The organism is Arthrobacter sp. NamB2, from assembly GCF_005281365.1.
Taxonomy (GTDB): domain Bacteria; phylum Actinomycetota; class Actinomycetes; order Actinomycetales; family Micrococcaceae; genus Arthrobacter_D.
The window spans coordinates 229,685-248,598 of sequence record NZ_SZWI01000006.1 but is presented as its reverse complement, the minus strand read 5'-3'; the positions used below and the strand labels follow the sequence as shown (position 1 = coordinate 248,598).

At 67.9% G+C, this 18,914-nt stretch carries 21 protein-coding genes and 1 tRNA gene; 8 read left to right on the top strand and 14 right to left on the bottom strand.

Annotated elements, in window-relative coordinates; genetic code table 11:
* From rlmB to FDK12_RS12260, 5 genes are all read right to left on the bottom strand, one after another.
* A complete protein-coding gene (gene rlmB, locus FDK12_RS12280) occupies window positions 1–987 on the bottom strand; it encodes a 23S rRNA (guanosine(2251)-2'-O)-methyltransferase RlmB (RefSeq protein ID WP_137369824.1) in 987 nt (328 codons plus the stop codon).
* Between the two features lie 122 nt (window positions 988–1,109).
* Window positions 1,110–2,573 carry a cysteine--tRNA ligase gene (gene cysS, locus FDK12_RS12275; protein ID WP_137369823.1) on the bottom strand — a complete coding sequence of 488 codons (1,464 nt, stop codon included), beginning with the start codon at window positions 2,571–2,573 and terminating at the stop codon, window positions 1,110–1,112.
* A gap of 23 nt (window positions 2,574–2,596) precedes the next feature.
* The gene (gene ispF, locus FDK12_RS12270) at window positions 2,597–3,130 is read right to left on the bottom strand and encodes a 2-C-methyl-D-erythritol 2,4-cyclodiphosphate synthase (protein WP_137369822.1); all 534 of its coding nucleotides are present in this window, start codon (window positions 3,128–3,130) and stop codon (window positions 2,597–2,599) included.
* Between the two features lie 61 nt (window positions 3,131–3,191).
* The gene (gene ispD / locus FDK12_RS12265) at window positions 3,192–3,953 is read right to left on the bottom strand and encodes a 2-C-methyl-D-erythritol 4-phosphate cytidylyltransferase (protein ID WP_137369821.1); all 762 of its coding nucleotides are present in this window, start codon (window positions 3,951–3,953) and stop codon (window positions 3,192–3,194) included.
* A gap of 69 nt (window positions 3,954–4,022) precedes the next feature.
* Complete coding sequence (locus FDK12_RS12260; RefSeq protein WP_056546372.1) at window positions 4,023–4,505, bottom strand: CarD family transcriptional regulator; 483 nt, start codon at window positions 4,503–4,505, stop codon at window positions 4,023–4,025.
* Window positions 4,506–4,880: 375 nt separating this feature from the next.
* On the opposite strand from FDK12_RS12260, the gene FDK12_RS12255 reads away from it, so the two are divergent.
* Together FDK12_RS12255 and FDK12_RS12250 are read left to right on the top strand one after the other, a co-directional pair.
* Window positions 4,881–5,543, top strand: a complete 663-nt coding sequence (locus FDK12_RS12255) for a peroxiredoxin-like family protein (protein WP_137369820.1) — start codon at window positions 4,881–4,883, stop codon at window positions 5,541–5,543.
* A 170-nt stretch (window positions 5,544–5,713) separates the two neighbouring features.
* Window positions 5,714–6,244 (top strand): hypothetical protein, encoded by a 531-nt coding sequence (locus FDK12_RS12250; protein WP_137369819.1) that lies wholly within the window; start codon window positions 5,714–5,716, stop codon window positions 6,242–6,244.
* A 73-nt stretch (window positions 6,245–6,317) separates the two neighbouring features.
* On the opposite strand, the gene FDK12_RS12245 is transcribed toward FDK12_RS12250, so the two are convergent.
* Together FDK12_RS12245 and FDK12_RS12240 are read right to left on the bottom strand one after the other, a co-directional pair.
* Entirely contained in the window at window positions 6,318–6,998 is a 681-nt protein-coding gene (locus FDK12_RS12245; protein ID WP_137369818.1) for a response regulator transcription factor, read from the bottom strand.
* On the bottom strand, window positions 6,995–8,248 hold the full coding sequence (locus tag FDK12_RS12240; protein WP_223263254.1) for a sensor histidine kinase: 1,254 nt from the start codon (window positions 8,246–8,248) through the stop codon (window positions 6,995–6,997). Before FDK12_RS12240 ends, FDK12_RS12245 begins: the two co-directional genes overlap by 4 nt.
* Window positions 8,249–8,417: 169 nt before the next feature.
* On the opposite strand from FDK12_RS12240, the gene phoU reads away from it, so the two are divergent.
* The gene (gene phoU / locus FDK12_RS12235; protein WP_104117729.1) at window positions 8,418–9,077 is read left to right on the top strand and encodes a phosphate signaling complex protein PhoU; all 660 of its coding nucleotides are present in this window, start codon (window positions 8,418–8,420) and stop codon (window positions 9,075–9,077) included.
* 129 nt (window positions 9,078–9,206) lie between these two features.
* On the opposite strand, the gene FDK12_RS12230 is transcribed toward phoU, so the two are convergent.
* Entirely contained in the window at window positions 9,207–9,953 is a 747-nt protein-coding gene (locus FDK12_RS12230; protein ID WP_104117728.1) for a phosphoglyceromutase, read from the bottom strand.
* A gap of 166 nt (window positions 9,954–10,119) precedes the next feature.
* Here FDK12_RS12230 and FDK12_RS12225 point away from each other — a divergent pair, with 166 nt between their 5' ends.
* On the top strand, window positions 10,120–10,842 hold the full coding sequence (locus FDK12_RS12225) for a class I SAM-dependent methyltransferase (protein ID WP_223263260.1): 723 nt from the start codon (window positions 10,120–10,122) through the stop codon (window positions 10,840–10,842).
* A gap of 23 nt (window positions 10,843–10,865) precedes the next feature.
* Here FDK12_RS12225 and FDK12_RS12220 read toward each other — a convergent pair whose 3' ends face one another.
* Together FDK12_RS12220 and FDK12_RS12215 are read right to left on the bottom strand one after the other, a co-directional pair.
* Entirely contained in the window at window positions 10,866–11,195 is a 330-nt protein-coding gene (locus FDK12_RS12220) for a DUF2516 family protein (RefSeq protein WP_137369816.1), read from the bottom strand.
* Window positions 11,196–11,266: 71 nt separating this feature from the next.
* On the bottom strand, window positions 11,267–12,451 hold the full coding sequence (locus tag FDK12_RS12215; protein WP_137369815.1) for a trans-sulfuration enzyme family protein: 1,185 nt from the start codon (window positions 12,449–12,451) through the stop codon (window positions 11,267–11,269).
* Between the two features lie 81 nt (window positions 12,452–12,532).
* Here FDK12_RS12215 and tmk point away from each other — a divergent pair, with 81 nt between their 5' ends.
* From tmk to FDK12_RS12200, 3 genes are read left to right on the top strand one after another with little or no spacing between them, the layout of a single operon-like run.
* A complete protein-coding gene (tmk, locus tag FDK12_RS12210; protein ID WP_137369814.1) occupies window positions 12,533–13,180 on the top strand; it encodes a dTMP kinase in 648 nt (215 codons plus the stop codon).
* Complete coding sequence (locus FDK12_RS12205) at window positions 13,177–14,370, top strand: DNA polymerase III subunit delta' (protein ID WP_137369813.1); 1,194 nt, start codon at window positions 13,177–13,179, stop codon at window positions 14,368–14,370. Before tmk ends, FDK12_RS12205 begins: the two co-directional genes overlap by 4 nt.
* Complete coding sequence (locus tag FDK12_RS12200; RefSeq protein WP_137369812.1) at window positions 14,367–15,953, top strand: alpha/beta hydrolase; 1,587 nt, start codon at window positions 14,367–14,369, stop codon at window positions 15,951–15,953. Before FDK12_RS12205 ends, FDK12_RS12200 begins: the two co-directional genes overlap by 4 nt.
* Here the strand turns inward: FDK12_RS12200 and FDK12_RS12195 are convergent.
* Entirely contained in the window at window positions 15,908–16,654 is a 747-nt protein-coding gene (locus tag FDK12_RS12195) for an HAD family hydrolase (RefSeq protein WP_137369811.1), read from the bottom strand. The two genes, FDK12_RS12200 and FDK12_RS12195, sit on opposite strands and share 46 nt — an antisense overlap.
* Before the next feature lie 219 nt (window positions 16,655–16,873).
* Between FDK12_RS12195 and FDK12_RS12190 the strand changes: the two genes are divergently transcribed.
* Window positions 16,874–16,949 (top strand) — tRNA-Thr (locus FDK12_RS12190).
* 103 nt (window positions 16,950–17,052) lie between these two features.
* Here FDK12_RS12190 and FDK12_RS12185 read toward each other — a convergent pair.
* The 3 genes from FDK12_RS12185 to FDK12_RS12175 all read right to left on the bottom strand — a co-directional run bounded on the left by FDK12_RS12185 (window position 17,053) and on the right by FDK12_RS12175 (window position 18,913).
* The gene (locus FDK12_RS12185) at window positions 17,053–17,295 is read right to left on the bottom strand and encodes an acyl carrier protein (protein WP_104117720.1); all 243 of its coding nucleotides are present in this window, start codon (window positions 17,293–17,295) and stop codon (window positions 17,053–17,055) included.
* A gap of 220 nt (window positions 17,296–17,515) precedes the next feature.
* Window positions 17,516–18,355, bottom strand: a complete 840-nt coding sequence (locus FDK12_RS12180) for an aldo/keto reductase (RefSeq protein ID WP_137369810.1) — start codon at window positions 18,353–18,355, stop codon at window positions 17,516–17,518.
* 102 nt (window positions 18,356–18,457) lie between these two features.
* On the bottom strand, window positions 18,458–18,913 hold the full coding sequence (locus tag FDK12_RS12175; protein WP_104117718.1) for a hypothetical protein: 456 nt from the start codon (window positions 18,911–18,913) through the stop codon (window positions 18,458–18,460).
* Window position 18,914: the final 1 nt, after the last annotated feature.

Below are 18,914 nucleotides of genomic sequence, written 5' to 3'. Positions count from 1 at the left end.
TCAGACCGCGCGCTGGCGCGAGACCTCGTAGAGCGTGATCCCCACCGCCATCGAGGCATTCAGGGATTCCATCGCGGAATCGATGGGGATGGAGACGATCTGGTCGCAGTTCTCACGCACGAGCCGGGACAGCCCCTTGCCCTCGGACCCGACGACGATGCAGATCGGGTCGCGGCCGAGGGTCAGCTCGGGCAGCGAGACGTCGCCGTCCCCATCGAGCCCGAGGACGAAGATGCCCTTCTCCTTGAACGATTTCAGAGCCGAGTTGAGGTTCCCTACCCGCGCCACCGGGACGCGGACGGCAGCACCGGCACTGGTCTTCCATGCCGACGCCGTCACACCGACCGAGCGACGCTCGGGCACGATCACGCCGTGGCTGCTGAAGGCCGATGCGGATCGGATGATGGCGCCGAGGTTGCGGGGGTCGGTGATGCCGTCGAGGGCGACGAAGAGCGGCGCGTTACCGATGTGTCCGCGCCGGTACCGCTCGATGGTCTCGTCGACGAGGTCCAGCGCATCCGCGTATTCGTACGGGGGGATCTGGAGCATGAGCCCCTGATGCACGGCGCCGTCCGTCATGCGGTCGAGTTCCGGCTTCCCCGTCTCCATGACCGGGATGCCGCGCTCGGCGGCCATCTTCAGTGATTCGCGCACGCGGTCGTCCATCTCGATGCGGATCGCGACGTGGAGCGCCTTCGCGGGGATACCCGCCCGAAGGGCCTCCACGACGGAGTTGCGACCGGTGACGACCTCCTCCGCCGCCTTGCCCTTGCTGCGGCCGGTGCCGGCCCCCTTGCCACCACCTGCTCGCTTCGCAGCGGAACGCTCGGCCAGCTCCTTGTTCTTGTACGCCTTGTGGTACGGCCGGTCCTCCGCCTTGGGAGTGGGGCCCTTGCCCTCGAGCGACTGGCGTCCGTGTCCGCCGGTACCGATGGTGGGGCCCTTTTTCGTTTTGCGAACCGCGCCTGGACGTCCGTGACTGGCCATGGAAGAACACCTTTATATAGAAGAAGAATCCCTTCCAGTTTACGCGGAGCTGACCGCGTGCCCGGGCACGGGGTCAGCTCCGCTTCAGGTGCCGGCCACTGCGGCGCCCGGCACTCCCCCGGTCAGTTCCCGGAGAGGGACCAGCTGACGCCGTCGGCCGAGTCCTCGAGCGTGATTCCCGCAGCCGCCAGGGCATCGCGTATTGCATCCGCACGTGCCCAGTCCCGCGCGCTCCGGGCCTCTCGGCGCTCGGCGATGCGGTCGCCGATGAGAGCGTCGAGTGCGCTCGCCATGGCTGCATCCGCAGCAGCACGTTCCGCAGGGCCGCCGGCGTCGTCGAGCCCCAGCACGGCGGTCATGGCGACGGTGGCGGCCAGACTGGTCCGAACGACGTCGTCATGCCCCTCCGCCAAGGCCGTATTGCCGCTGCGCACCGTCGTATGGAGAACCGCGAGGGCCTGCGGCACATTGAGGTCGTCGTCCATCGCATCAGCGAAGGCCGGCGGCACGTCGCCCGCAGCGACGGCACCGCGCGAAGGGGCACCGACGCGGGCGGACGCCTTGGCGATGAACCCGTCGATGCGGGCCACTGCCGCGGCGGCTTCCTGCAGGGACGTCTCGCGGTAGTCGAGCACCGAGCGGTAGTGCGCCTGGCCGAGGTAGTAGCGCACGACCCGAGGGCCGGCGGCGTCGATCATCTCCTGGGGGCTCACGGTGTTGCCGATCGACTTCGACATCTTCTCCCCGCCGTAGGTCACCATGCCGTTGTGCATCCAGAACCGTGCGAAGGCGTGCCCCGCGGCCTGCGACTGCGCCATCTCGTTCTCGTGGTGGGGGAACCGCAGGTCGAGGCCGCCGCCGTGGATGTCGAACTCCGTGCCAAGGTACTTGGTGACCATGCTCGAGCACTCGAGGTGCCAGCCCGGGCGCCCCGTACCCCAGGGGCTGGACCAGGATGCGGTGGGCGGATCGGCCTCCTTGGACCCCTTCCACAGCGCGAAGTCGCGCGGGTCCTTCTTGCCCCTGGGGTCGGCGTCGGGAGCCGCCTGCATGTCGTCGATGTCCTGCCGCGTCAAACTGCCGTACGTGGGCCAGGAACGGACGTCGAAGTAGACGTCGCCGGAGTCATCCAGCGCCGGGTAGGCGTGGCCGCGGTCGATCAGGAGCTGGATGAGGGCGTGCATCTCCGGGATGTGCCCGGTGGCGCGGGGCTCGTAGGTGGGCGGACGAACACCGAGGGCCGCATACGCGCGGTGGAATTCCTGCTCGAAGCGGAAAGCGAGGGCCCACCACTGTTCTTCGGGAACCACCGAAGGATCCTGCGCCGCGTCGGCGCGGAACGATTCGTGCGACTTGGCGAGGATCTTGTCATCGATATCCGTGACATTCCGGACGACGGTGACGCGTAGTCCCCGCGCTTCCAACCACCGGGTCAGCTGATCGAATGCGATGGCCGACCGCACATGCCCGACGTGGGGCATGCCCTGCACGGTGGCTCCGCAGTAGTAGAGACTCGCCCTGCCCGGTTCGAGCGGCTCGAAGGGGCGCACCTCGGCGCGGGCGGTGTCATAGAATCTCAGGCTCACCGCTTCAGATTACCCGGCGGCGACTACCCGGCCTCCGGGGCGCCACGTCGCGTGCCGGCAGAGCGCAGGACGACGGCGGTAGCGATCGCAGCCACGCCCTCACCCCTGCCGGTGAGGCCCAGCCCGTCCGTGGTGGTGGCGGAGATGCTGACCGGAGCCTGCGCAGCGTCCGACAGCACGGCCTCCGCCTCGGCGCGGCGGGGGCCGAACTTCGGACGGTTGCCGATCAGTTGAATTGCAATATTGCCGATATCGAAACCGGCATCGCGGACGATGGTGGCTGCCGCCGCGAGCAGGGCATGCCCCGAAGCCCCGGCATACTCGGGGCGGTCGGTGCCGAAGTGCGTTCCTAGGTCACCGACGCCAGCCGCCGAGAACAGGGCGTCCGCTGCCGCGTGCGCGACGGCATCGCCGTCCGAATGGCCCGACAGTCCGCGTTCCCCCTCCCAGAGGAGTCCGGCAAGCCACAACGGCGTGGCCGAGCCGTCGGGGGCGTAGGCGTGGACATCGACTCCGATCCCGGTACGGGGAAGATGGTCGTGGTCGTTCAGGTTCACGTCTGCTCCTGCTGCTCGGCATGCTCGGCGGATAAGTGCGGGACGAACACCGCTCTTTCGATCACGACACCGCGTCCGGTTGCTCTACCGCCCCTTGACCGAGGACTGCTTCGGCCATCACGAGGTCGAGGGGCGTAGTCACCTTGAAGGCAAGGGAATCGCCATCGACCACGTGGACGATCGCTCCGCGGGCTTCCATGAGCATGGTGTCGTCCGTGACGGCGGGGTCGCCGGCACTCGCACTCGCGTGGGCTGCGCGCAGGGCGGCGGCGTCGAACCCCTGGGGAGTCTGCACCGCGCGCAGTGTCGCCCGATCCGGGGTGGCAGTGACAGTACTGCCGGCGACGACCCTGACGGTGTCCACGACGGGTAGCACCGGGATCACTGCGGGGACATCCGCCGAAACGGCGGCGGCCACGCGTCGGAACACAGCGGGAGGAGTGAGGGCTCGCGCGGCGTCGTGCACCAGGACGACGCCGACCGACGCGGGCAGTGCGTCGATGCCTGCACGCACAGACGCCGTGCGGGTCGTCCCTCCGGTCACGCTGGTCACCAGCGGGGCACTGGTTCCGCCGACGGCAACGCGAGCGGCGCGTTCGACGACGCTAGCGAGGACGTGGTCGTCCGCAGGAAGAACCACGACGACGTGCCGTGCGACGCCGGATGCGATGACGCCCTGCAGGGAGTGCTCGAGGATGGTCCGCCCACCACACAGGACGCGGGCTTTGGGGATGCCCCGGCCGAGGCGCTGCCCGGATCCGGCGGCGACCAGGACGACACCGACGGTGGCCGGGGTGGAAGGCTGGCGATCGTTCGTGGACACTCCGTCACCCTACGGCAGGGCAACAAAAAAGAGGGACCCGAAGGTCCCTCTTTCGTCACCGTCGACCGCCTAGGAGGCAAGAACCTCGTCGAGGACGGTTGCGGCCTTCTCTTCGTCGGTCTTTTCCGCGAGTGCCAGCTCGGAGATCAGGATCTGGCGCGCTTTCGCGAGCATCCTCTTCTCACCGGCCGACAGGCCGCGGTCGTGATCACGGCGCCAGAGGTCGCGGACGACCTCCGCGACCTTGATGACGTCGCCCGAAGCAAGCTTCTCGAGGTTCGCCTTGTAGCGTCGCGACCAGTTGGTGGGCTCTTCCGTGAATTCGGCCCGGAGGACGTCGAACACGTGCTCGAGGCCTTCCTTGCCCACCACGTCCCGAACCCCTACGAGGTCAACGTTCTCTGCTGGTACTTCTATCGTCAGATCACCCTGTGCCACCTTGAGCTTGAGATACATCTTCTCTTCGCCCTTGATGACGCGCATCTTGATCTCTTCGATCTTCGCTGCGCCGTGGTGAGGGTAAACAACTGTTTCGCCGACCTCAAAAACCATGTGGACTTTCCCCTTTCCCGCAGGTCAGTTTATCACGGCAACGACACGCCGACGGCGCGTTTTCGCAGGTCAGGCGGGCGAAACAAGCACAATTGGCTATCATTCGCCTCTTGACGGAAGGTGCTTTAGGTGCTCCGAGAGCCTAGCCCGACCGTCCGCCCGGCGGCGCTACGCAGTCCGCGATGCTTCCGCAGCAGGGGCCGGCACGGCGCTTCCGCCCACCCGCAGCGCACGTCGCCATGCGGGGACGACCCTTCGACGCCACCTGGCCCTGCAGTGTGTCCACGTGTGACGCGACGCGCGGATCCTCCGTCCCGGTGCACCTAGTCTCGGAGCCAGGCCCACTCGGGGTCACCGGTCGAGAGGGAGAACGTCGTGTCGAGTGTCAGCATCGAGTCACAGGTAGCCGAGTTCAATCAGGACTTCGAAGCGCAGATCGGTCCTGTACTGGCCGCGACCTTCGCACAGGAACAGGCAGACTTGCGCGCAGCAGGCACTCCCGACGCCGTGGCGTCGGCGGGCGAGAAGCTTCCCGACGCGACCCTGTTGACTCGGAGGAACGAGTTGGTCCGGCTGTCGGAGGTACTGGCCGGCCGTCCCGCTGTCCTTGTGTTCTACCGGGGTGCGTGGTGCCCGTACTGCAACATCACACTGAAGACCTATCAGCGCGACCTCCTGCCCGCTCTCACCGAGCGAGGCGTCACCCTGGTCGCAGTGAGCCCGCAGGCTCCCGAGGGCAGTGAGGCCGCGGTCCAGGCGGGCGAGCTCGGCTTCGAGGTCCTCTCCGATCCGGTCAACGAACTCGCAGCCGCCCTGGGGATCGTGACCGAGCCCAGCCCTGAGGCACGTAGCGCCCACACCCAGCTCGGATTCGACGTGTCGGACCACAACGCCGACGACACCGCGCGAATCCCCTTCCCCACCGTCGTCGTCGTGGACGGCACTGGGACGATGCGTTTCGTCGACGTGCGCACTGACTACACCTCGCGCACCGAGGTCGGCGAGATCCTCGAGGCAGTGCAGCACCTTCCTGGATGAGCGGCGCAACCCCGTATCGGCAGCGGATCACCGAGGCGTATCCGGAGGCAATCCGTCGTCGCGCAGCCTGAACCGACACCACGATTCGCCCGCGTTGCCGATAGTCTGTTGGATAGGTCCGCACCTGATTACGCATCTGTCCAACCTGTTGAACCCCAGGAGTTTGTGCTGTGAAGAACGCACCGAAGAACCGAGTGCAGCAGTCCGTTGCTGCCGGCGCCGTATTGATCATGCTGGGCGTCTCCGGCTGCAGCTTCACCGCGGAACAGTTCACGACCACTCCCTATGCGCCGTCGGACGGCATCGTGAAGGACCTCAGGCCGGTACTGCTGCGGAACATCCTGGTGGTGGGTCGGGACGATGACACGGCCGGGCGCCTGATCGGCACCGTCTTCAACACGAGCGACGAAGCCGTGGATCTGTCCATCCGGGCCGGTGGAGCCCCGACGAGCATCACGATCGAGGGCCAGGGCCAGTTCAAGTTCGAGGACGAGACCGGGGATGACGGCATTCTCCAGGGACTGCAGGACATCCCGGGGTCCCTCATCGAGGTCGACTTCGGTGTCGCGGGCGAAGTGGCGACCTTCGAGGTGCCCGTGCTCGACGGCACGCTCGAGGAGTACCGCCAGTTCGTGCCCGGTGGTTACACACCGCGACCGAGCGAGCCTGCCGCGACCGAGGAAGCAGCCGAGGGCCACTAGGACCACACGCGGAACTGCCCGCCCCCTGCAAGCAAGGGGGCGGGCAGTTCTGCCTTTTCGTGTCCCGGACCTGCTACGGCTCGTACTTGTAGCCGAGCCCGCGGACGGTGATGAGGTAGCGGGGGCTCGAAGGATCGGGCTCCACCTTGCCGCGCAACCGCTTGACGTGCACGTCGAGCGTCTTGGTGTCCCCCACGTAGTCGGATCCCCAGACGCGGTCGATGAGCTGCCCCCGGGTCAGGACCCTGCCGGAGTTCCGCAGCAGCATCTCGAGCAGTTCGAACTCCTTGAGCGGAAGTGCCACCTGCTCGCCGTCGACGCTCACCACGTGCCGCTCGATGTCCATGCGAACGGGACCGGCCTGTATGGTGTTCGAGATCAGCTCCTCGGGTTCCCCCTGGCGCCGAAGCACCGCACGGACACGCGCGACGAGCTCGCGCGACGAGTACGGCTTGGTGACGTAGTCGTCGGCGCCGAGCTCGAGGCCCACCACCTTGTCGATCTCGGCGTCCTTCGCCGTGAGCATGATGACCGGAACGCTGGAGCGCTGTCGCAGTTGCCTGCAGACCTCCGTTCCCGAGAGGCCGGGCAGCTGGAGGTCCAGCAGCACGAGGTCCGCTCCCGACCGGTCGAACTCGGTGATGGCATCGAGACCGTTGTCCACGACGGACACCTCGAAGCCTTCCTTGCCGAGGAGGTAGGACAGCGGGTCGCTGAACGACTCCTCGTCCTCAACGATCAGAATTCGGCTCAAGCCTTGACTCCCTGCTCATGGACAGCCGCGCTGCCCTTCTTCGCTGATTTCCTGTCGGCGCCGTGCGCCGTCATTTCACCGGTCCCGGCCGCCGACGTGCCGCCGGCAGCGCCGTCGTCGTCGGTGGTCCCCTCCATCTCGGGCAGGCGGACCGTGAACGTGCTGCCCTGCCCGGCCTGCGACCACACCGTCACCTCGCCGCCGTGGTTCGCGACCACGTGCTTGACGATGCTGAGGCCGAGGCCGGTTCCTCCGGTCTGGCGGGACCGAGCTGCATCGATGCGGTAGAAACGCTCGAAGATCCGTTCCTGCTCCTCAGGAGTGATGCCGGCGCCCTGGTCCGTGACCGAGACCTGCACGAGGCCGTCCCTCGAACGGACGCCCACCCCCACGCGCGTGCCCTCGGGCGAGTAGCGGATCGCGTTGTCGATCAGGTTTCGGAAGGCCGTCATCAGGAGATCACGGTCACCGTACACCGGCATCGCGACCGAGCCGCCGACCACGATCTCGATCTGCTTGCTCTCCGCCGGAAGCTTGTTGCGGTCCACGGCCTCCGCCACGACCGAGTTGATGTCCACCGCCTTGCCTCGGCGCACGACGTCGGCGCCCTGCAGCCGGGAGAGTTCGATGATGTCCTGCACGAGCGCCGACAGTCGTCCGGATTCCTTGTGCATGCGCTGGGCGAAGCGGCGCACGGCCACCTCGTCCTCGGCGGCGTCGTCGATCGCCTCGGCGAGGAGCGAGATGGCGCCGACCGGTGTCTTCAGTTCATGGGAGACATTCGCGACGAAGTCGTTGCGGATCTCCTCGCTCCGGGTGATCTCGGTACGGTCGTCGGCAAGGATGAGGATGTACTCGGCCCCGAGGGCGGCGACACGAACCTGCACCACGATGGTGCCCTGGCCGAGGGGCCCGCGGGGAAGCTCGAGCTGCTCCTGCTCGATCACGCCGTCCCGCCGGACCCGAGCCGTGAGGTCGAGCAGCTCGGAGTGGACGACGGTGTGCCCGCGCACGAGGCCGAAGGCGTAGGCCGCAGGGCTCGCGCGGACGACGCCGTCGATCGCATCCACGATCACGTAGGCCCGTCCGATGATTGAGAGGACCTCCGCCGCGCCGTCGGGCAGCGAGGGCTCGTCCTCGTACAGCAGCCGGAGCCGCTGCGCCTCGCTCGCACGGAACGCCGCCATGCCGCTCACGCCGAGGGCGAGGCCTACCAGCCCGGCCACGAGCGTCAGGAGAAGGGGGTCCACGGACCAAGCTTATGCTCTGGATTTCCGGCTCAGGCCTATCCGGTGGCATTAGGTAGGGGGTTCAACTAACGTTCACATAAAGCGGGGTAACAGTTCACCGCTGGCTGGAAGGCTCGTCGGCAGAACTGTGACAACGGTTGATTCGATACTTCCAGGGAAGGAAGCCCACGTGCGCAAGGTTTTTCAGGCCGAGCTACACCAGATCGGCGAAGAGCTGATTGAGATCTCTCAGCTGGTGTCCGAGGCCATCCAGAAGGCCAACAGCGCTTTCCAGGGTGCCGACACCGAACTCGCCCAGGAAGTCATCGCCGCCGACGCGCGCATCGACTTCCTGCAGAACAGCCTCGACGAGCGGGCGATCGACATCCTCGCACTCCAGGGACCCGTGGCGTCCGACCTCCGCATGATCGTGGGCGCGCTCCGGATGAGTGCTTCCCTGGAGCGCATGGGCGACCTCGCCCGCCACGTGGCGCAACTGGCACGCCTGCGGTTCCCCGCCAACGTCATCCCGGAGAGCATCCGGCCGACGTTCGACGAACTCGCCGAACTCGACGTGCAGATCGCTGCCAAGGTCACGGAGCTCCTCGAGACCCGCAACCTCGAACTGGGCAATGAGATCAGCGCCGCCAACGCACGCGTGAACGAGCTGCACGCCGGCGTGTTCAAGGCCGTCGCCGCCGAGGACTGGAACGAGAGCGCGCCGACGACCGTCGACGTCACCCTCGCCAGCCGCTACTACGAGCGCTTCGCCGACCACGGCGTGTCAGTGGCCCGCAAGGTGACCTACCTCGTCACGGGAGAATGGCAGCCCAGCGCACCGCTGAACTGACACTCCTGACCGGCGAGGAGCGACCACTCCTGGCCGGCGAACTGAACAACCCGCAGAGAAGAACGACGGCGGCCACTTCCGTGGACCGCCGTCGTTCTGTTGTGACGCATGCGTGCCGAAGCTCCCGGGCTAGTGCTTTCCCTGGTTCGCGACGGCTTCGATCGCGGCTGCCGCGGCATCGGCGTCGAGGTACGTACCGCCGGCCTTGACGGGCGTGAGGTCCTCGTCGAGCTCATAGACGAGCGGGATGCCCGTGGGGATGTTCAGCGACGCGATGTCCTTGTCGCTGATGCCGTCCAGGTGTTTCACGAGAGCACGCAGCGAGTTGCCGTGCGCGGCGATCAGGACGGTCTTGCCGGCCTTGATGTCGACCGTGATGTCGGACTCCCAGTAGGGCAGGAAGCGGTCCAGGACGTCCTTGAGGCACTCGGTGCGGGGAACGGAGTCGCCGAGGTCCGAGTACCGGGGGTCGCCGACCTGCGAGTACTCGCTGTCGTCCGCCAGAGGGGGCGGCGGGGTGTCGTAGGACCGGCGCCATTCCATGAACTGCTCCTCGCCGAACTCCGCGAGGGTCTGGGCCTTGTCCTTGCCCTGCAGTGCGCCGTAGTGGCGCTCGTTGAGCCGCCAGTTGCGCTTGACGTCGATCCAGCTGCGGTCGGCCGCCTCGAGTGCGAGGTTCGCGGTGATGATGGCGCGCTTCTGACGCGAGGTGTACACGATGTCGGGAAGGATCCCGGCCTCCGTCAGGAGATGGCCGCCGCGCGTGGCTTCCTCGCGGCCCTTCGCCGTGAGTGCTACGTCCACCCAACCGGTGAAGAGGTTCTTCTCGTTCCATTCGCTCTGCCCGTGGCGCAGCAGGATCAGTGTGTAGGTCATGGCTCCTAGTCTGCCGTATCGCAGTGCGGCGGTCATGCCGGCGACGCCCTGTTCCGCGAGTGTTAAGCGGGTGGCCTACCCTTGATGAGTGTCCCTGCGCCGGCGTTCCCAAAAGCCCCTCGGGACCATCACCCGCGGCACCACCAACCCCAATCGACTGCGCCGCATGGACCGCTGGCTCGCCGGACCACAGGGATTCCGGCTTCGCCGCGCGGTCGATCCGCTCGTCGTGGACCTCGGGTACGGCGCCGCCCCCGTCACCGCCGTGGAGCTGTTCGCGCGGCTGCAGTCGGTGCGCGACGACGTCGAAGTGGTCGGCATCGAGATCGACCCGGCGCGGGTGGCCGCCGCGGAGCCTCTCGCTCGGTCCGGCCTCAGTTTCCGGCAAGGCGGCTTCGAACTGCCGCTCGACGGGCGGAGGCCCGTCGTCGTCCGCGCCTTCAACGTGCTGCGGCAGTACGGCGAGGACGAGTACGCGGCGTACTGGGAGGAGGTCCGAGCTCGGCTGGCGCCCGGCGGGCTCTTCGTCGACGGAACGTGCGACGAGATCGGCCGGCGCTCCAGCTGGGCCGCCCTCGATGTCTCCGGGCCGGTGTCCCTCAGCATCTCGCTGAGGTTCGGCGCCTTCGCGCTTCCCTCCGATGTCGCGGAGAGGCTACCGAAAGCCCTGATCCACCGGAACGTGGAGGGCGAGCGCGTCCACGGCTATCTGCGGGCGATGGACCGGGCGTGGCTCGACGCCGCAGCGCTCGCCTCGTTCGGCAACCAGCAGCGGTGGAGTGCGATGTGTGCAGCGCTTAAGGCCGACGGCTGGCCGCTGCTCGATGGACCGTCGCGCTGGCGCCTCGGGGAGGTCACCGTGGCGTGGCATGCGGTGGAGCCGGCCTAGGTGCTCCTGGCGGCTCAGTCGTCTTACCAGGGACCGTACGGGCCGTGGTTGCCGCCCCTGCCCGAGGTCTGGCTGACAGCGGGCTTGACGTCCGCGAGGTAGACACAGGCCGCGACGATGGCGACCAGCTGGAAGAGGTTGAATCCGCCCCGGCCGCCGAGCGTGGAGAGCAGCCCGACGACGACGGCACCGCCCGTGAGGGCGAGCCAGAAGCCCTTGGTCCGCTTGAAGGCCGCTTCGAAGGCCGTGCCCGGGCGCCGCACGCAGTCGGAGAAGGCCCACACCTCGATGCCCAGGGCCACGAGGCCGAGCGCGAAGTACAGGTAGTACTGGATTGCGTATACGAGAGCCACGCAATCAGCTTAGCTGGCCAGCCCGATGCGCCGCACCGGCGATGTCATCGTGACGCGGACGCCGACGTGCGTCAGAGCCCGCCGTCACGCCCGCCCGCTGCCTGCCGCAGCGCCTGGTCGAGATCGGTCCACAGGTCCTCGGGGTTCTCGATCCCGACGGAGAGGCGCACGAGCGACTCGGGGACGGTGAGCGGCTCGGCGGGCTGGCGCCGTCGTCGTTCGATCAGCGACTCCACACCGCCGAGCGACGTCGCCGGCAGCCAGAGCCTCACGGCGGCGACGAGGGCGTCCGCGGTCGCGGCGTCGTCGAGCTCGATGCTGACGATGCCGCCGAAGCCGTTGAACTGGGCCGCCGCACGCTCATGCCCGGGATCCGATGCCAGGCCCGGGTAGCGCACGCGCCGCACGGCAGGGTGGTCCGCGAGCCGGTGGGCCAGCGAGGCGGCCGTCGACTGGCTCCGTTCGATGCGCAGGGCGAGCGTGCGCAGGCCGCGCAGTGCCAGCCACACCTCGAACGGTCCGGCGATCGCACCGTGCAGGGTCCGGTGCGCGAGGAGACGCTCGCGGAGCGAGGCGTCCGAGGTGACCAGGGCGCCGAGCACCACGTCCGAGTGGCCTGCGAGCCACTTGGTGACCGAGTGGAGCACGACGTCGACCCCGGCCTCCAGCGGCCGGTGCACGATCGGCGTATTGAAGGTGTTGTCGGCGACGACGACGGCGCCGGTGGCGTGGGCGGCCTCGGTCAGGACGGAGAGTTCTGCGACCTCGAGCATCGGGTTCGTCGGGCTCTCGAGCCACAGCATCACCTGACCGGCGTCGAACCGCGCGGCGAGCGCATCGAGTTCCGCGAGGACGGCCGCGGTGTCGGCGATGTCGACGGTGCGCAGCTCGAAGCGGCCGGTGGCGGCGAGGTCGGCGGCGAGGCTGATCGAACCCGCGTAGGCGTGGCGCGGCATGACGACCGCTCCCCCGGTGGGCACCAGGGACAGCGCTGCCGCAGCGGCGCCGAGACCCGAACCGAAGACCAGGGCCGGCAGATCGGCGCCCTCGAGCGCCCCCAGGGCTTCCTCGAAGGGATCCCACGTGGGGTTGGAGCCTCGGGCGTAGATGCGGTCGCCCGCTACAGGTGCACGGGTCTCGTGGTAGGTGGTCGAGAGGACGATCGGCGCATTGACGGGCGCATCGTGCTCGCGGGGAGGTCGTCCCGCCGCGACGGTCAGGGTGTCGGGGGCGAGGTCGGAGAGCTCGGATGCCATCCCCCGAGCCTAGCGCCGGGTCGCGCCGCCCCGGCAAGTGTTACCGACGGAAAGGTCGCCGGTACTCGGTAGGCTTGGCGCGTGACCTTTCCCCTCCCGCACGGGCTTCCCGGGCTGTTCATCGCGCTCGAGGGCGGCGACGGCGCCGGCAAGTCCACGCAGGCCGCACTGCTCTGCCGCGCCCTCGAGGGCAGCGGACGTGCCGTCGTCCGCACGCGTGAACCGGGTGGCACGCCCATCGGGGAGAAGCTGCGATCACTGGTGCTCGAGCACGGACACGGCGAGATCGACGCCCGGACGGAGGCCCTCCTGTTCGCCGCTTCCCGTGCCGCCCACGTACAGCAGGTCATCGTGCCCGCCCTCGAGCGCGGTGAGGTCGTCGTGTGCGACCGGTACATCGATTCCTCCGTCGCCTACCAGGGAGCCGGCCGCGGCCTCGGTCCGCAGGCGGTGCTGGACGTGAACCTCTGGGCGACGAACGGCCTCCGTCCCGACCTCACCGTGCTGCTCGATGTCGATCCGGCGGAGGGGCGCACGCGCCGCACTTCCGGTGCCGCCGCGGAGGACCGACTCGAGTCCGAACCCGACGGGTTCCATGCCAGCATCCGGGCGGCGTTCCTCGAGCTCGCACGGGAGGAACCGGAGCGGTACCTCGTACTGGCCGCCACCGGCGCGCCCCAGGATCTCCACCGCGCCATCCTCGAAGCCCTGCCCGGAGTGACGGCATGAGCGCCTCCACGGAGAGTCTTCCCGCGACCGGGGTGTGGGCGGAGCTCCGCGGTCAGGAGCAGGTCGTCGAGCAGTTGCGCCGCGCCGCGCAGTCCGGTGCGCCGACCCACGCGTGGCTCTTCACAGGTCCGCCCGGTTCCGGGCGCTCCAACGCAGCGCGCGCGTTCGCCGCCGCGCTCCTGTGCGAGCGTGACGCGTTGGGCGAGCGCGGCTGCGGTACCTGCAAGGCGTGCCGCACCGTCCTCTCGGGGGCGCACGCGGACCTCACCAACGTCACCACGGAGAAGGTGACCATCAGCATCGACGAGGCCCGCGAGCTGGTGAGGAAGGCGCAGGACAAGCCCTCCACCGGCCGGTGGCGGATCATCATCGTCGAGGATGCGGACCGCATGCAGGAGCGCAGCACCAACGTGCTGCTCAAGGCCATCGAGGAGCCGCCGCCACGCACCATCTGGCTGCTCTGCGCGCCGAGTCCGGGCGATGTCCTGGTCACCATCCGGTCGCGCTGCCGGTCGGTAGGCCTCCGACTGCCACCGGTGCGGGACGTCGCGGATCTGTTGGTGGCGCGCGACGTAATCGATCCGGCGACGGCTGAAGCGGCCGCACGTGCCGCGCAGAGCCATATCGGCGTCGCCAAGCGTCTCGCCACGGACGACGGCGCCCGCGAACGCCGCAACCAGATCGTTCGACTGCCGCTGACCCTGCGATCGGTATCCGGCGCCATGCGTGCAGCGGCGGACCTCGTGAAGTTGGCCGAGGCGGAAGCGCAGAGCTCCTTCGAGCAGCGCGACGCCGAGGAGCGGGCCGCCCTGTTGGCGACCCTCGGCGCACCCGAGGCCGGCACCCTGCCGCCCTCCATGCGCGCGCAGGTCAGGCGGCTCGAGGAGGACCAGACGCGCCGGGCCAAACGGTCCAAGAACGACTACTTCGACCGTGCGCTGACGGACCTGATCTCCTTCTACCGCGACGTGCTGATGCTGCAACTCGGCGGAGCTCAGTTTCTCGTCAACGAGCCCCTCCGGCCCGAACTCGAGGAGTTCGCCCGCAGGGAGAGCGCGGAGGACACCCTCCTGCGACTCGAGACGATCAACGAGGTCCGCACGCGGCTCGTCAGCACCAATGTGTCGCCCCTCCTCGCTATCGAGGCGATGACGGTGAGCCTGCTGTCCCGGAAGGACCTTGACCGATGAGCGCTGGAACCGCACCACACCGCTTTCGACGGGGGCCTCGCCGTCGTGCGCGGGCTGTCCTTGCCGCAGCCGCCGCCGTCGTCGTCGCTCTGTCGGGATGCGCACTGCTCGCGTCCGACGACACGGCTGATGCCCCTGCCACCGGCCTGGAGGCCGCGGATCCGACCGCCATCGGTGACGTCCCCGGGGACCTCCGCAGCTTCTACACCCAGGAAGTCCGGTGGGAGAGCTGCGAGGGGTCCTTCGCCTGCGCCACGATCGAGGTGCCGCTCGACTACGGCGACCCCGGTCGCAGCAGCATCGACATCGCTGCCATCCGCTCGGACTCCACGGGGGAAGCACAGGGAACAATCCTCGTGAATCCGGGCGGACCCGGGGGTTCCGGTGTCAACATCGTCAGGGACTCCCTCGACTACGTAGCGAGCGACCGACTGCGGGAGAACTACGACATCCTCGGCTTCGACCCCCGCGGTGTGAACCGGTCCAGCGCCGTCACGTGCTACACGGATGCCGAGCAGGACGAGGCCCGCCAGGAGTCCTACCCCGCGGATGCTTCCGAGGATGAGCTCCTCGCGCTCATGACGGCGGATGCCAGGGAATACGCGGACCTGTGTGCCGAGCGCACGGGCGAGTTGCTCGGATTCGTGGACACCGAGTCGGCCGCCCGGGACATGGACATCCTGCGCGCGCTGGTCAGCGACGAGAAGCTGAACTATCTCGGCTTCTCCTACGGGACCCAGCTCGGGGCGACCTACGCCGAGCTCTTCCCCGATCGGGCAGGGCGGCTCGTCCTCGACGGGGCCATCGACCCGTCCCTGGGGAACGAGGCCATCACCCTCGGACAGGCAGGCGGCTTCGAGCGGGCGGTACGCGCCTACGTGGCTGCGTGCCTGCAGGGCGACGAGTGCCCCTACACCGGGACGGTCGGCGACGGCGTCCGCCAGATCCAGGACCTGTTCGCAGCCGTCGAGCGAGAGCCGATGACCGCCGGCGACGGCCGGCTCGTGCCCGTCTCGACCTTCGTCCAGGGATTCATCCTGCCCCTGTACGACAACAGGAACTGGCCCACGCTCACCCAGGCCGTCACCGCAGCCCTCAACGGCGATGCATCGGACATGCTGTACCTCGCCGACCTCGCCGCGGAGCGCAGCCCGGACGGCACCTACGCGACCAACTCGACGGCGGCGTTCCTTGCGGTCAACTGCCTCGACTACCCCATGACGAGCGACCCGGCGCAGATGCTCGCGGATGAGCAGGAGCTCATGACGGCGTCACCGACCTTCGGGCGCTTCCTCGCCTTCGGCGGCATCACGTGCGCTCCGTGGACATATCCTCCGGTGCTCGCTCCCGCTCCCCTGCGGGCGGAGGGTGCGGATCCCATCGTGGTCATCGGCACCACCGGCGACCCCGCGACGCCGTTCGAATGGTCGACGGCACTCGCGGAGCAGCTCGAATCGGGAGTGCACGTGACGTGGCAGGGCGAGGGGCACACGGCGTACGGCCGTTCGAACGACTGCATCCTCGACCTCGTGGACGACTACTTCATCGACGGAACGGTCCCGAAGGATGACACACGCTGCTGAGGACTGCCGCTGAGCGGCGCGGACAACAGCCACTGCGGGAGATGGCACATCGAAGGCAGGACGACGTCGGCCCCTGCACCGAGCAACTCCCCCTCCGAGTGCGCGCCCGTGAGGACCCCGATGACCGCACCCGCTCCAGCGCGCTGTCCCGCGATCACGTCGGATGTCGTGTCTCCGGCCACGAGGACCGAGCGCACGTCCTCGATATCCAGGGCGAGGACGGCGGTCAGGATGATGTCCGGGTACGGGCGGCCGCGCCCTGCGTCCGAGGGGCAGAGGCTGAGGTCCGCCAGGCCCATCCAGCCGAGTGACTCCAAGATCATGTTCTGGGTATGACGGCCGAAGCCGGTGGCAAGGCAGATCTTCAGCCCTGCATCGCGCAGCGCCAGGATAGCGTCTTCGGCGCCGGGGATCGGTTCCACGCCGTGCCCCGCCAGCAGGTTGTCGTACGCGGTCTCGAACGTACGGTTCACGTTCACGGCGGTGACCGCATCGTCGAACAAGTGGCGGAAGACCAGTTCCTTGGACGTACCCATGCTCCGCCGCGCGTAAGCCGTCATCCTCTCGAAGGCACTGGTGCCCCCGGCCACCCCGTGCGACGCCAGCGCCTGCGTGAAGGCCTTCTCCTGCAGGGCGCCCTCGTTGACGGTGGTCCCCGCCATGTCGATGACTGCGAGCGAGAATGAGCGGTGCTGCGCCATGCGGCGTCCCCTTTGCCGGCCGATCCCGCTCCGGTCGCAGAGACGGGTACGTTCCACGCTCCGCCATGCCGTTTGCCCGCGGGCGACGGAGGGGCGGCGGCCTGGTGAACTGGGTGCGAAATCCTGACCACCGCGCTCATTTTGACCCCGAGCCGGGATCTCCTATAAAGTTGTGGCTTGTGGATTGGACACCGGACACACTCCGGACCAGGAAGCATTGCCTCCTTAGCTCAGTCGGTAGAGCGTCTCACTCGTAATGAGAAGGTCGCCAGTTCGACTCTGGCAGGAGGCTCCACGTAAGCCCCGGAGGTTCCGCCACCGGGGCTTTTTCATGCGCGTCGGCAGGCATGGCAACGGCGGGCGCCATGGGCACCCGCCGTTGCGACGTCGGCCTGCGATCAGCTCATCGCCGGACCGGACTCCGAGGACTTCGTCAGCTCCCCGAGGAACGCATGGCACCTGGCAGCACGCTCGGAATCCTCGGCCATGACCTGCTCGAAGAATTCAGCGATGTCGTCGCGACCGGCGTTACGGGCGTCGCGAACGTACTGGCCGTAGTCATGCCCGGCTTTCAGCGAGTGGTACTGCAGTGAGATGAGGTCAAATGAGACGTCGTCGAATCCGGTTTCTCCAGTAGCCATGAGGCACCTCCATGCTTGGTATGAACAGGTGGTGTCAGGCTAGGACGCGCTGTTTTCGGGCTGCAACGGGAATCGAACCGCCCGAAGTGCTCGCTCCATCCTCCGGAGTCTGTTAGTCCGGGTGTCCTCCTCGGAAGCGGCTCGATCGCCCGGACGAGGAGGGCCACCCCGCGTCGCCGGGTGGCCCTCCTCAACCGCTGCTTCTTAGTTCAGGAACTCCCTAGGCGAAGTCGGACGTCGCAGGGTCGGCGCCGATGCGGCCGGCTGCACCCTTGTCCAGACCGTTGATGGCCTCGATGTCCTCGTCCTCGAGCGTCACGTCGAGCGACTCCCAGTTCTCGAGGATGCGCGATTCGGTCACCGACTTCGGGATCACCACGTTGCCGAGAGCGAGGTGCCAGGCGAGGACCACCTGCGCCGGGGTGGCGTCACGCTTCTGCGAGATCTCCTGCAATACGGCATCGTCCAGGAGCCCCTTGCCGGATCCGAGAGGGGACCATGACTCGTGGAGGATTCCCTTCTCGGCCTCGAACGCGCGCAACTCCGGCTGGCTGAGGTACGGGTGGGTCTCCACCTGGTTGATGACGGGAACGACTCCGGTCTCGTCGATGATCTCGTTCAGGGCCTCGACGGTGAAGTTCGAGACGCCGATGCTCTTCACGCGACCCTGCTTCTGCAGCTCGATGAAGGCCTTCCACGTGTCCAGGTACTTGCCCTGCTTGGGCTGCAGCCAGTGAATGAGGTAGAGGTCCAATGTCTCGAGTCCGAGGCGCTCCATCGACTCGTCGAAGGCCTTCAGGGTGCTCTCGTAACCCTGGTCCGCGTTCCACAGCTTGGTCGTGATGAACATTTCGTCACGGCTCAGGCCCGACGCCGCGATCGCGCGTCCTACGCCGGATTCATTTCCATAGATCTTCGCGGTGTCGATGTGCCTGTAGCCGGCCTTGAAGGCCTTTCCTACGACATCTTCGGCGACGTTGTCCTCGACCTGCCACACACCGTATCCGAGTTGCGGGATGGTGTTGCCGTCATGGAACTTAAGGCTTGGTGATGTAGTCATACAGGCGGGAACCACCAGCGCAGCGCATTTATTTCTGTTTCCACCGACAACCATCAGCCTGCGAGGTATTCGGGCTGGGTGGCGAACGAACCAACGGTCGCGCTACTCGGCGCCCGGCATCGCGCGCTCGGCTTCCTCGACGTCGTCGGCCACGAGTCGGGCACGCCGACGCACGTTGTCGAGCCCGGCGGACGCGATTCCCCATCGTTCGCCGTCGAGCCTGGTCATCGCGGCGGCCTCCGCCGTCGTCGCCAGGGTGTTGCCCGCACGCGACAGCGCCCGGTGGACCTGCAGGAGCGCCCCGGGAATGTCGAGTCCGGTACTGGGCGAGGAGGCCTGGGCTCGCACGCAGAGAGCGCGCACGCGCGGCAGCATGGCACCGAGGTCGTCGGCGACCGCGACGAGCTCGTTGTAGACGTCGTCGTCCTCGATGCCCTCGAGGATCTGGTGGTAGCGGTCGAGGCCGCGGCGGAACCGGTCGTGCGCCCGCCGCCACACCCCGGTGCCCAGCTCGGCGTCGTCCTTGCGTCCCTGCCGAGCCGCTGCGAAGAATGCCACC